Source organism: Flagellimonas ochracea (assembly GCF_009903685.1).
GTDB classification, from domain to species: Bacteria; Bacteroidota; Bacteroidia; order Flavobacteriales; family Flavobacteriaceae; genus Flagellimonas; species Flagellimonas ochracea.
In genome coordinates this window covers 543,146-555,605 of record NZ_JAAABI010000001.1, presented here as the reverse complement: position 1 = coordinate 555,605, position 12,460 = coordinate 543,146, and the positions used below count along the sequence as shown (strand labels likewise).

At 42.5% G+C, this 12,460-nt stretch carries 11 protein-coding genes and 1 tRNA gene; 10 read left to right on the top strand and 2 right to left on the bottom strand.

Going from position 1 to position 12,460, the window contains the following annotated elements:
• Positions 1–102 precede the first annotated feature (102 nt).
• The 8 genes from GTQ34_RS02645 to ribB all read left to right on the top strand — a co-directional run bounded on the left by GTQ34_RS02645 (position 103) and on the right by ribB (position 9,569).
• Positions 103–1,323: an aminotransferase class I/II-fold pyridoxal phosphate-dependent enzyme gene (locus GTQ34_RS02645; protein ID WP_166522204.1), complete on the top strand. Its 1,221-nt coding sequence runs from the start codon at positions 103–105 to the stop codon at positions 1,321–1,323.
• Between the two features lie 73 nt (positions 1,324–1,396).
• A complete protein-coding gene (gene nhaC, locus GTQ34_RS02640) occupies positions 1,397–2,887 on the top strand; it encodes a Na+/H+ antiporter NhaC (protein WP_166522203.1) in 1,491 nt (496 codons plus the stop codon).
• A gap of 82 nt (positions 2,888–2,969) precedes the next feature.
• Positions 2,970–3,476, top strand: coding sequence for a thiol peroxidase (gene tpx / locus GTQ34_RS02635; RefSeq protein ID WP_166522202.1), 507 nt, complete (start codon positions 2,970–2,972; stop codon positions 3,474–3,476).
• Entirely contained in the window at positions 3,469–3,834 is a 366-nt protein-coding gene (locus GTQ34_RS02630) for a diacylglycerol kinase family protein (RefSeq protein ID WP_166522201.1), read from the top strand. Before tpx ends, GTQ34_RS02630 begins: the two co-directional genes overlap by 8 nt.
• Positions 3,835–3,898: 64 nt before the next feature.
• Entirely contained in the window at positions 3,899–6,271 is a 2,373-nt protein-coding gene (locus tag GTQ34_RS02625; protein WP_166522200.1) for an FtsK/SpoIIIE family DNA translocase, read from the top strand.
• Positions 6,272–6,275: 4 nt separating this feature from the next.
• On the top strand, positions 6,276–6,923 hold the full coding sequence (lolA1, locus tag GTQ34_RS02620; RefSeq protein WP_166522199.1) for an outer membrane lipoprotein periplasmic chaperone LolA1: 648 nt from the start codon (positions 6,276–6,278) through the stop codon (positions 6,921–6,923).
• 72 nt (positions 6,924–6,995) lie between these two features.
• Positions 6,996–8,429 (top strand): LptF/LptG family permease, encoded by a 1,434-nt coding sequence (locus tag GTQ34_RS02615; RefSeq protein WP_417936254.1) that lies wholly within the window; start codon positions 6,996–6,998, stop codon positions 8,427–8,429.
• A complete protein-coding gene (ribB, locus tag GTQ34_RS02610; RefSeq protein WP_166522197.1) occupies positions 8,430–9,569 on the top strand; it encodes a 3,4-dihydroxy-2-butanone-4-phosphate synthase in 1,140 nt (379 codons plus the stop codon).
• Here the strand turns inward: ribB and GTQ34_RS02605 are convergent.
• Both GTQ34_RS02605 and GTQ34_RS02600 read right to left on the bottom strand, forming a co-directional pair.
• Entirely contained in the window at positions 9,566–10,759 is a 1,194-nt protein-coding gene (locus GTQ34_RS02605; RefSeq protein ID WP_166522196.1) for a DegT/DnrJ/EryC1/StrS family aminotransferase, read from the bottom strand. The genes ribB and GTQ34_RS02605 overlap by 4 nt on opposite strands.
• A 7-nt stretch (positions 10,760–10,766) precedes the next feature.
• Positions 10,767–11,522 carry a sulfite exporter TauE/SafE family protein gene (locus GTQ34_RS02600; protein WP_166522195.1) on the bottom strand — a complete coding sequence of 252 codons (756 nt, stop codon included), beginning with the start codon at positions 11,520–11,522 and terminating at the stop codon, positions 10,767–10,769.
• A gap of 163 nt (positions 11,523–11,685) precedes the next feature.
• On the opposite strand from GTQ34_RS02600, the gene GTQ34_RS02595 reads away from it, so the two are divergent.
• Together GTQ34_RS02595 and GTQ34_RS02590 are read left to right on the top strand one after the other, a co-directional pair.
• Positions 11,686–12,186: an outer membrane beta-barrel protein gene (locus tag GTQ34_RS02595; protein WP_166522194.1), complete on the top strand. Its 501-nt coding sequence runs from the start codon at positions 11,686–11,688 to the stop codon at positions 12,184–12,186.
• A gap of 170 nt (positions 12,187–12,356) precedes the next feature.
• Positions 12,357–12,441: transfer RNA gene (locus GTQ34_RS02590), tRNA-Ser, on the top strand.
• Positions 12,442–12,460 lie beyond the last annotated feature (19 nt).

Below are 12,460 nucleotides of genomic sequence, written 5' to 3'. Positions count from 1 at the left end.
ATGTTCTAATATAATCATCAAATTTAGTCAAAAAACCTAATATTGATACTTTATATTGACAATTGTTCCAAACAATGCTATTTTTATAAAAATTTCAACACTATGGATTACAAGGCATCAGAGCGTATTCAAGACTTACAATACTTTGGGGAATTTGGAGGAGTAAATCCATCCATTTCTGATTCTTCCACCTATACTTTCCTGTCGGCCAAGACGATGTTCGACACCTTTGAGGGAAATACGGAAGGATGTTATCTCTATAGCAGACACTCCTCCCCTTCCAATCTGTATTTAGGAGAAGCCATGGCCCAATTGGAAGGTACAGAATCTGCCAATGTATTTGCCAGTGGTATGGGAGCCATAAGCGCGGTGATTCTTCAACTCTGTAATTCAGGCGACCATATTGTTTGCAGTCGCACCATTTATGGTGGAACCTATGCTTTTTTGAAAAACTTCCTAAAAAAATTCAATATTTCTACCTCTTTTGTGGATATCACCAATTTGGATGTTGTTGAAAATTCCATCAACAAGAACACCAAAATGATTTACTGCGAAGCCATAAGTAATCCTTTGTTGGAGGTGGCCGATATCAATGCACTTTCCTCGCTATCCAAAAAACATAAGCTTCCCTTGGTCGTCGACAACACTTTTTCTCCCTTGAGTGTCAATGCGGCCCAATTGGGAGCAGACATTGTAGTGCACAGCCTCACCAAATTTATCAATGGAAGCAGTGATTGTGTTGCTGGAGCCGTTTGCGCCTCTTCGGATTTTTGCCTTGCACTAAAAGATGTGAATGATGGGGCCGGGATGCTCATGGGAAGTACATTGGACAGTCTTAGGGCCGCATCCATATTAAAAAACATGCGCACCCTTCATATTCGCATCAAAAAACATAGTGAAAATGCGCTTTATCTGGCACAACAATTTGAAAGAGAAGGTCTAAAAGTGGCTTACCCCGGATTGGAAAGTCATCCCGGACATGAAACCATGAAAGCCCAAATGAATCCTGAATATGGTTTTGGCGGCTTATTGACTTTGGATGTCGGCTCGCTCGATAAAGCCAATGCGCTCATGGAACAGATGCAACAAAAGAAATTGGGCTATTTGGCGGTTAGTCTCGGTTTTTATAAAACACTCTTCAGTGCACCAGGCACTTCCACATCGTCCGAAATACCGATGGAAGAACAAGAAGAGTTGGGTCTTTCGCAAGGCCTTATTCGTTTTTCAATCGGGCTTGAAAACGATATCCATCATACCTATTTGATCATGCGGGAATGTATGGAACAGCTGGGAATTTTGACCAATGATTCTGCCTTGGTCTAAAGGATGGTCCGAGGTCCGGTTTGGAGAACAGGGTTCAAAATTGTAATATTACCCTTCACCAAAACCAGACCCAATGCCAAACAAGGAGAAAAAACCAAAGTATAGACAAAGTGAAAACATTGTAGCAAACAAGGAATTGAACATTTGGGAAGCAATGATTCCCGTTTTTGCATTGGTCGCCATGCTGGCCTACAATGTTTATGTTTTTGGTGATGATGCCTTGAGTGGTTCCAACCAATTCATACTACTTATGGGTGGAGCGGTCGCGGCCGTTGTGGGTTTTTTCAACAAAGTTTCCTACAAACAAATGATAGCTGAAGTGGCCGAGAACGTCCGGTCCACCACGGGTGCGCTCCTCATTTTGTTGATGGTTGGGGCATTATCGGGAACCTGGTTAGTAAGCGGCATTATTCCCGCGATGATCTATTATGGACTTCAAATTTTGAATCCTACCATATTTTTGGCCGCATGTGTCATCATCTGTGCCATCATTTCAATTGCTACCGGAAGCAGCTGGACCACCGCTGCCACCGTAGGGATAGCATTGATTGGTATAGGCGAAGCACTTGGTATCTCTTTGGGTATGACAGCTGGTGCTGTGCTTTCTGGAGCTTATTTTGGTGACAAGATGTCTCCGTTAAGCGACACGACCAATTTGGCGCCAGCTATGGCTGGAGGAGACCTATTTTCCCATATTCGGTACATGACATACACCACCATACCGACAATCAGCATTACTTTGCTGGTCTTTATCATATTAGGTTTTACCATAGACACCTCCGGTGTTGCGGATACAGGGGCTATCTTAAAAAATATTGATGCTGCCTTCACTATAAACGGATGGCTTTTTATAGTTCCGATCGTGGTCATCCTATTAATCATTAAAAAAACACCTCCTCTTTCAGCATTACTGATCGGAACCCTATTGGGTGGTTTGTTCGCCTTGATTTTTCAACCAGAAATTATCGCCGGTTTAGGTGGTGGAACTTCGTTGACCTTTGAATCCGGATATAAGGGAATTTTGAATGCGATTACCGTGGACACCACTATTGCCACAAACGACCCTGCCCTCAATGATCTTTTCTCCTCTGGAGGAATGGCAGGTATGTTGGGCACTATCTGGCTTATTGTTTGTGCCATGGTCTTCGGTGGCATCATGGACGGTATTGGCGCCTTGGAGCGCATAACCCAATCACTATTGGGCATGGCAAAAACCACTTTTGGATTGTTCGCAAGTACCGTAGGAAGTTGTCTCGCCCTAAATGTGACCGCTTCCGACCAATACCTAGCGCTGGTTGTTCCTGGCAAAATGTTCTCCAAAGCCTACAAGGAAAGAGGGCTTGCTCCTGAGAATCTAAGCAGAACCTTGGAAGATTCAGGGACGGTAACCTCAGTTTTGGTGCCATGGAACACCTGCGGTGCCTACCACAGTGGAGTATTGGGGGTAGCCGTGGGAGATTATTTTTTCTATGCCATTTTTAATTGGTTGAGTCCCTTTATGACCCTTACCTTTGCGGCACTACGAATCAAAATAAAGCAATTGGCGACACCTTCAGCAGCCTAATTTTTTTAGCTAAATTTAAAGTTGCAGGGTATGATATAGGGAATTTATATTTTACCTTCACATCTTCAAATAAATCAAAGAAATGGCTTCAATTACACTAGGTGGAAATCCCGCTAATACGGTTGGTGAACTTCCCGCACAAAACACAAAGGCACCTGACTTTACATTGACAAAATCAGACATGTCAACTGTTTCATTATCAGATTATAAAGGGACGAAATTGGTATTGAACATTTTCCCAAGTGTGGATACCGGGGTTTGCGCCCAATCCGTTCGCGAATTCAACAAAAGGGCTTCAAAACTTGAAAACACCAAGGTACTGTGCATTTCAAAAGATCTTCCCTTTGCCCAAAATAGGTTTTGCGGTGCAGAAGGAATCGAGAATGTTGAGATGCTGTCTGACTATAAAACAGGAAAGTTTGGTGAGAATTACGGAGTAACATTCGCAGATAGTGCCTTCGAAACCTTATTGTCTCGCTCAATTGTGATTGTCGACCAAAACGGACAGGTCGTTTATACCGAACAGGTTCCAGAAACGGGTGATGAGCCAGATTACAACGCTGCCGTAGAAACACTGATGAATGCCTAGGAAATCCTTTTTTGTCAATCGAATAAAAAGTGTTGGGATTGCGTTCAAGGGGTTGTTCCTCTTGTTGCGGACTGAATCCAGTATAAAAATTCAGTTTGTCATTGCCCTTTTGATGACGGCTGTCGGTTTTTATTTTGACATATCGGCCATGGAGTGGGTCATGCAATTGTTCGCCATAGGCTTGGTCATGGGAACTGAAGGAGTAAACACAGCGATTGAAAAATTATCGGATTATGTGCAGCCCAACAAGGACCCAAAGATTGGATTCCTTAAAGATATTTCTGCTGGTGCCGTGATGATTGTTTCCATAATTGCAAGTATAATAGGCCTCATCATATACCTCCCCAAAATTATTTGATTCTATCCCATGTATGATTGAAGCATCCTAAATTTGTAACTTAGCCCCGGAATTAAACAGAGCAATGGCAAAAAAAAAGAGGACAAAATCCAAATCTACTTCCTCCAAAAAAAGTTTTTCGCTAAAACTTTCTAAGCAGAACAAAATCATATTTGGCAGTTTGCTTATCGTATTGAGCATTGCCCTGTTCTTCTCCTTCTTATCCTATTTTTTTACTTGGCAGGATGATCAAAGCCTACTTTCTGAATTCAATGATAGAAATGCACAGGCCAGCAATTTGTTGAACAAATTCGGAGCTGCTGTCAGTCATTTTTTTATGTTCAAGGGTTTTGGTTTGGCATCTTTTGCCTTTCCTTTACTTTTGGCCATTACCGGGCTCTATCTTTTTTTGGGATTAAATGGAAAAAGCCTTGTTGGCAAATGGATTTGGGGACTGGTCGGAATCATTTGGGTTTCCGTAGCCTTAGGCTTTTTCGCCATGGAACAGCCCCTGTTGGGTGGGCTCATCGGTTTTGAGATGAACGACTTTCTTCAGGACTATGCCGGAAAAATAGGTGTTTTTCTATTGTTGATTTTTGTATTGATGGTGATTTTGGTACGGCTCTTCAATTTTACGCCTGAGGGCTTCGCCAACTTCTTTCGTTCACAACAGCAAAAAATCAAATCTGACTTTAAGAATCCCAACACAGAAGCTAAAGGCAAAAATGATCCCGAAGAAATCATTTCACTGAGCTTTGACGAGGAACCTGAGCTAAAAATTGACGACTACACGCACAGAAAAGATATTCCTCCCTTGCAAAATGAAGCGGGATTGGACGTTAACTTACCACAGGATGATAAAGCCGATATTGATTTGACGGTAGAGCAAGTGACAGTTGAAGAGGAAGAAACAGATGTAAAGGCCGCCAAATTGGTCAAAGATTTTGGAGAATTTGACCCCAAACTGGAGTTGGGCAATTACAAATTCCCTCCGATTGAGCTTCTCGACCCACATGGTGCTTCGGGCGGGATTACCATAAACCAAGAAGAACTTGAGGAGAATAAGAACAAAATTGTAAGTACCCTTAAAAACTATAAAATTGGTATTGCCCAAATAAAGGCCACTATAGGTCCCACCGTTACGCTTTATGAGATTGTCCCCGAGGCGGGCATCCGTATATCCAAAATCAAAAATTTGGAAGACGATATTGCACTCTCACTTGCTGCTTTGGGTATCCGAATCATTGCACCGATACCTGGCAAAGGTACAGTAGGTATAGAAGTCCCAAACAAAAATGCCACTGTTGTTTCCATGCGCTCGGTGATTGCTTCCAATAAGTTCCAAAAAGCAGAAATGGAGTTACCCATAGCCTTCGGAAAGACCATCAGTAATGAAACCTTTGTAGTGGACCTTTCCAAAATGCCGCACTTGCTCATGGCGGGTGCCACAGGACAGGGTAAATCAGTAGGATTGAATGCCGTAATTACATCCATCCTGTATAAAAAACATCCCGCAGAGGTTAAATTCGTATTGGTGGATCCAAAAAAAGTTGAACTAACGCTCTATAATAAAATTGAGCGGCATTTCTTGGCCAAACTACCCGATTCAGATGAGGCCATCATCACGGACAACAACAAAGTAATCAATACGCTGAATTCACTTTGCATTGAAATGGACAATCGGTACGAGTTGTTGAAAACGGCCATGGTCCGGAACATTAAAGAATACAATGTCAAGTTTAAAGCTAGAAAGCTCAACCCGAATGACGGGCATAAATTTTTGCCATATATCGTTTTGGTGATTGATGAGTTTGCAGACCTAATCATGACCGCTGGTAAAGAAGTGGAGACCCCCATTGCCAGATTGGCACAATTGGCACGGGCCATTGGTATTCATTTGATCATTGCTACGCAACGTCCTTCTGTAAATGTGATTACGGGAATCATCAAAGCTAATTTTCCGGCGCGAATAGCTTTTCGGGTAACTTCAAAAATCGATTCCAGAACTATTCTAGATACACAAGGAGCCGACCAATTGATTGGTCGTGGTGATATGCTCTACACACAAGGGAATGATGTGACAAGACTCCAATGTGCTTTTGTGGACACCCCAGAAGTGGCCAAAATTACAGATTATATTGGTTCACAACGAGCCTATCCCGAAGCTCACTTGTTGCCCGAATATGTTGGTGAGGAATCTGGCACAAGTCTTGATAATAACATTTCGGACAGAGATGCCATGTTCCGAGAAGCTGCAGAAGTCATCGTAACCGCGCAGCAAGGTTCAGCCTCTTTGATTCAAAGAAAATTAAAATTGGGCTATAACCGGGCCGGAAGAATTATAGATCAGCTTGAAGCGGCTGGAATTGTCGGTCCCTTTGAAGGAAGTAAGGCCAGACAAGTATTGGTTCCCGATATGTACGCCCTTGATCAATTATTAGCTAACGAAACAAAATAACGCCATGATAAAAAAACAAATCCTTTTCATTCTACTTTTCAGCATTGGTCTGTTTTCCTTTGCGCAAAGTTCATCCAAAGCCGAAGCCTTATTGGATGAAGTCTACAACAAGGTGAAAGGTTACGATAACATCTATATTGATTTTTCCTCCACACTGGAAAACACCGAAGCAGATCTTAAACAAGAAACCAACGGCAATGTTACCTTAAGCGGTGAAAAATACCTGCTGAATTATTTCGGGGCCAAACAATTGTACGATGGTAACAAGGTCTACACCGTGGTTCCAGAAAATGAAGAAGTCACCATTGAAGACGTAAACGAGGATGAAAACAACGTTAGCCCCTCAAAAATGTTGACGTTCTATAAAACCGGTCACAATTATCAGTGGGATATTCTTCAAAATGTGGGCGGAAGGAAAATCCAATATGTAAAGTTGATTCCGATTGACTCCAATACCGAGATTAAATCTGTTTTGTTGGGCATCGATTCCCAAACGAAACACATTTACAAATTGATACAAACCGGAAACAACGGCACCAAAACCACCATAACCGTTAATTCTTTCAAAACCAATCAACCGCTTTCCAGCGGACTCTTTACCTTTAACGAGAAAAAATACGAGGACGAAGGATATTATATCATAAGAAACTAGCCGTTGAAAATACTTGATCGCTATATATTATCAAGATTTCTTTACAATTTCTTTAGTTCATTCTTGATTCTGATCGTCATATTCATTTTTCAGGGCATATGGCTCTTTATAGATGACTTGGCCGGAAAGGGATTGGGTATTGTCATCATCGGAAAGTTTATTTTCTATTTTATCCCAACATTAGTGGACAAAGTGCTGCCCTTAACGGTATTGTTGTCTTCCATCCTCACCTTCGGTACCTTTGCCGAAAACTATGAATTTGCCGCAATGAAGGCCTCGGGTATTTCGTTACAACGCGGTATGCGAAGTCTCATCATCTTCGTTTTATTTTTAGGTGTTGTCACTTTTTTCTTTGCCAATAACATCATTCCCAAATCAGAGCAAAAGATGTTCAATCTGCGAAGGAACATTGCCAAGGTAAAACCCGCCGCTGCCATTACAGAAGGAGTTTTCAGTGATTTTGAAGGTACAGGCCAGGGCATGAACATCAAGGTAGAGCGAAAATATGGGGAAAAGGATCGCTTTCTAGATAATGTGATCATTCACAAGAAAACCAACCAAAGTGTAAATAATACGGTAATCAAGGCACAATCTGGAGAGTTGATCAGTAGTGAAGATTCGGACATCATACAATTGGTGCTCAAAAATGGGCACTACTTTGAAGAACTCAAGCCCAAAAAAAGCGCGGAGAAAAGAAAACACCCCTTTGCCAAATCCCGGTTTGAAACCTATACCATCAATATTGATGTTTCCGAGCTGAACGACCAAGATTTGGAAGAGGACCAGAACATCACCACGGACAAAATGAAAAACGTAGTACGCTTGATCAAGGATATAGATTCTTTGGGAAAAAACAATGTGGAAAAGGTGGAAGCATTTTCTAAAAACATTACCAGTAGAATGGGTGCATTTCCAATACCGGAAAAGCAAGACAGTTCTTTGATAAAGCTGAATAAAATAGTGCCCGTAGACAGTTTGGCAAACCAACAAAAAGATACCATCAACAGCATAGAAGGCCTTTTGGCCAGTCTAAAAGTATGGCAGCGAATGCAGGTGGTGAACAACGCCAAAAATTCGGTCACCGGCATCTTAAACACAGTTAAATCCAAGAAAGAGGAACTTCAAAAACGTTTCAAGTTCTATAATAGCCACATTCTTTCCCTGCATAAAAAATATGCGCTGGCCCTGTCGTGTATCATCCTGTTTTTTGTGGGTGCCCCCTTGGGTGCCATAATTCGAAAAGGAGGCCTGGGACTGCCTATGGTAGTCGCCATTATCTTATTTTTAACCTATTACTTTATCGGCGTGTTCGCAGGTAACTATGCCAAGGAAGGTAACATACACCCGGCCTTGGGCGCCTGGCTGTCAACATTGATCATGCTTCCTTTGGGTATTTCCCTTACCAAAAGGGCCACTGCGGATAAAGGGTTATTTGGATTTGGACATATCTTTGACAGCATAAAACAATTTTTCGGCAAGTTCATTAAAAAGAAAAAGGAAGACTAGATGGTTTTTAAGGATAAAAAGATACAACTCAACGCCATAGAAGAAGCCATTGCCGATATTCGGCAGGGCAAGGTGATTATTGTAGTTGATGACGAAAACCGTGAAAATGAAGGAGATTTTGTGGCCGCTGCAGAATTGATTACCCCAGAGACCATCAATTTTATGGCCAAACATGGTCGCGGGCTCATCTGCGCCCCACTTACGGAAGGTCGGTGCAAAGACTTGGGGCTTCATAAAATGGTAGCCCATAATTCTGACCCCCTCGAAACTGCTTTTACGGTTTCGGTAGATTTGCGGGGCAACGGGGTTACCACGGGCATTTCGGCAGCCGACAGGGCCAAAACCATATTATCACTTACTGATACGACCACCAAGCCCCATGAATTGGCGCGCCCAGGACATATTTTTCCGTTAATTGCCAAAGAAGGTGGTGTGCTACGGCGTACAGGCCATACCGAAGCGGCCATAGATTTTGCCCGCTTGGCAGGTCTTCAGCCCGCTGGAGTCATTGTAGAGATCATGAACGAAGATGGTAGCATGGCACGATTGCCAGAGCTGATGGGCGTGGCAAAAAAATTTAACCTTAAAATTGTGTCCATCGAAGATCTGATTGCCTATCGGATGGAACATGATAGCCTGATAGAACTCAAGGATGCCTTTGACATTAAGACCCGGTTTGGTGACTTTCGTTTACGGGCCTATCAACAGACCACCAACGAACAGGTGCATATTGCTTTATTAAGAGGTACATGGAAGAGCGGCGAACCAGTGCTGACCCGTATCAACTCCACCTTAGTCAACAATGATATGCTGGGAACCCTCACCAACAATCCTGATGAATTGCTTCACAGCATGTTCAAAGCTTTGAACGAGGAGGATAAGGCCGCCATGATCTTCATCAACCAAGAAAACCAATCGATGAATTTATTGGGCCGCTTGGCCGAATACAAAAAACTGCAGGCCCAAGGTATTTACAAAGCCCCAAAAATTGAGATGGACGCCAAAGATTTTGGAATTGGAGCACAAATTCTGCATGATATCAACATATCCAAGATTCGATTGTTGACCAACTCTGGAAAGACCCGTCGGGTGGGTATGGTGGGTTACGGTTTGGAAATTGTGGAGTACGTAAACTATTAAAGTACGCTGCGCACCGCCATAACCATTTTGTTGGCTCTTTCTTGCGTCTCGTTCTCCTTCCAACCCAATTTAATGAGGCATGAGATGGTACGTTCCATCCAGTGGTCGGACGCCGAAAAATCCATATTCTTATAGTCTGGTAAAGATTTTACCACTTCTTCTGGTAATTTTCCCAGAGATTTCATTTCGGTAAGATGTTGCCATTTACGATAGTAGTGCCAATTATTATCAAACCAATAAAAACAGCCATCAACACCATTTTCACCCAGTTTTCGATGTGCTTTTTGGGTCAATTTTTCCGTAGGGAGAAAGAAATTGAGAAACGAATAGTTTTCCTCACCGCCTTCGGGCACTCTTCTAAAGGTAACTTCTGGAATTTGGGATAAAGCATCGCGGAGTATTGTATAATTTCTTTGCTGTATGTTGATAAATTCATCCAGTCTAGCAACTTGCGCCAGACCCACGGCCGCATTTAACTCAGAAATTCGAAAATTGTACCCTAAAAAGGGGTGCGCCTCTGCTCCCCTATCGATTCCAATGTGGTCGTGGCCATGGTCGGAGTATTTATGGGCATTTTCATAATATGCTTTATTATTGGTGATAAGCGCGCCCCCTTCTCCACAGGTGATTGTCTTTACATAATCGAAGGAAAAGCATCCCAAATCACCTATGCTTCCCAAAGGTTTCCCTTTGTAACTTCCACCGATTGCCTGGCAAGCATCTTCTAAAAGTAATAGTTCGTGTTTTTTGCACAAAACCTTTAATGCATCCAAATCAGCCATGGAACCACACATGTGCACAGGCATGATGACTTTGGTCTTTTTGGTGATGGCCTTTTCGACCTTCTTAGGGTCCAATGTCAAGGTATCATCGATATCTACCAATACAGGGACCGCACCCAGCATCAATATAGATTCAAAACTGGCCACAAAAGTAAACGTGGGCATAATCACCTCATCCCCCGACCCCACTCCAGCACTGGCAAGAGCGACCGTTAAGGCCGATGTTCCACTACTGGTGAGGTGCACGTGTGATACCTGCATCCGTCTGGCCAGGGCAGCTTCCAATTCTTTAGCTTTCCAATGTCCCTTTCGCATACCATCGAAACCATAGCGCATCAGCACCCCGGAATCCAGTACATCGTTTACTTCTTTTCTTTCCTTGTCTCCAAAAAGTTCAAATCCAGGCATAATCCAATTATGTAAAAAACCACAGTTTAATGGCCATAGCGATGACCATGATAATCAAAACTGTTTTAATAAATCCATCCCCTTTATTTACCGATATCCGACTGGACACCCATCCTCCTCCACCTGTGCCAATAGCCAAGGTAAAACCAGCCAACCAATCCACCTTATCATTCACAACAAAAACCACCAAGGCTGAAAGTGTATAGGCCAGTACAACGGACACTTTAGTGGCATTGACCCGTACCAAATTCATCCGATTTACGTAATGCAGAAATAAAATGATAACGAAACCTATCCCCGCATTGATAAAGCCACCATAAATACCAATGAAAAAAAATGCAATGATTCCTATCCATAGGTATTTACCAGTGATGCGTTCTTTTAATTCCTCCACCTTAATTCTTGGCTTGAACACAATGATTAAGACCACGGCCAGCATGACGATGGCCAGAATTCGATTGAAGGTCTCCCCTTTGATATCAACAGCAATCTGAGCACCGATAATGGCACCTAGCAAGGCGGAAATCCCCAGATAGGCATTAAATGGAAAAGTGGAAACGCCCTTACTTTTGAATCCTGCCGTGGCGAGTGATGTTTGTATTATAATGGCCACGCGGTTGGTCCCATTGGCAACACTGGGTGGTAATCCCAAGAAAATCAAGGTAGGTAAAGCTAGTAAGGAGCCTCCTCCGGCAATGGTATTGATAAAGCCCACAGCAAAGCCTACAATGATTAGTAATACGTAGTGATACCATGCTTCCACGAGTGCAAAAATAGGCGAAGTGTCGCAAATCAACGTGGAGAATTACAACAAATGGGCATAAATAAAAAAAGTAGAGATCACTTCTTTTTGGAAAACAATCGTTTTGTAGGAAATATATTCTGAAAAAAAGCGTTTACTTTCTCTATAACTAAAATAGTATATCATGAAAAAAGCAACCTTATTATTTTTAATGTTAACCTTGGCCTTGAGCACATCTACTTTTGCACAAGGCGATTTTAAAGCCGGAGCCCATCTTGGTTTGCCTATTGGCGATGCCGGTGATTTGGCGACTTTTGCCATTGCCGTTGACCTAGGATACTTGTTTGAGATAAGCGACGATTTCTCCGCAGGTCCTACACTTGGATACTCCCATAGTTTTGGAGACGAAATTGATGCGGGATTAATTACTGTTGAGGTGGATGACGTTCAGTTTCTTCCAATAGGTGGGGAAGCCAGATATGCCTTTGATGATTTCTTCGTCGGAGGAGGTCTTGGTTATGCCATCGGTATTAACGATGGAAACGATGGTGGTTTTTACTACAGTCCAAGATTTGGATACAACGTTTCGGATAAAGTAACTATTATGGCTGCATACCGTGGTGTTTCCGTGGATGGTGGTTCTTGGGATATTATTACCGCAGGGGTTGAAGTCAACTTAAACTAGTATCAAGAGATTTATCTATATACAAGCCCAGCTCTTTGCTAAAGAGCTGGGTTTTTTAATTTAAAAGCGCAACAAAATGGTGTTATGTATCGATTTTAACCGCAGTATTGGTTGAATTTAAAAAAAACCTTTTAACAAATGTAAAAGCTTCATATATTTGCACCCGCTTAGGAGGAATGGCAGAGTGGTCGAATGCGGCAGTCTTGAAAACTGTTGAGGGTCACACCTCCGGGGGTTCGAATCCCTCTTCCTCCGCTGAGAGATACCATCTTAA

What these genes read in the sequence shown, in the direction of transcription:
- GTQ34_RS02625 (WP_166522200.1), top strand. Translation starts at nt 3,899, where the DNA reads ATGGCAAAAAAAAAGAGGACAAAATCCAAATCTACTTCCTCCAAAAAA.
- lolA1 (WP_166522199.1), top strand. Translation starts at nt 6,276, where the DNA reads ATGATAAAAAAACAAATCCTTTTCATTCTACTTTTCAGCATTGGTCTG.
- GTQ34_RS02595 (WP_166522194.1), top strand. Translation starts at nt 11,686, where the DNA reads ATGAAAAAAGCAACCTTATTATTTTTAATGTTAACCTTGGCCTTGAGC.
- nhaC (WP_166522203.1), top strand. Translation starts at nt 1,397, where the DNA reads ATGCCAAACAAGGAGAAAAAACCAAAGTATAGACAAAGTGAAAACATT.
- tpx (WP_166522202.1), top strand. Translation starts at nt 2,970, where the DNA reads ATGGCTTCAATTACACTAGGTGGAAATCCCGCTAATACGGTTGGTGAA.
- ribB (WP_166522197.1), top strand. Translation starts at nt 8,430, where the DNA reads ATGGTTTTTAAGGATAAAAAGATACAACTCAACGCCATAGAAGAAGCC.
- GTQ34_RS02645 (WP_166522204.1), top strand. Translation starts at nt 103, where the DNA reads ATGGATTACAAGGCATCAGAGCGTATTCAAGACTTACAATACTTTGGG.
- GTQ34_RS02605 (WP_166522196.1), bottom strand. Translation starts at nt 10,759, where the DNA reads ATGCCTGGATTTGAACTTTTTGGAGACAAGGAAAGAAAAGAAGTAAAC.
- GTQ34_RS02630 (WP_166522201.1), top strand. Translation starts at nt 3,469, where the DNA reads ATGCCTAGGAAATCCTTTTTTGTCAATCGAATAAAAAGTGTTGGGATT.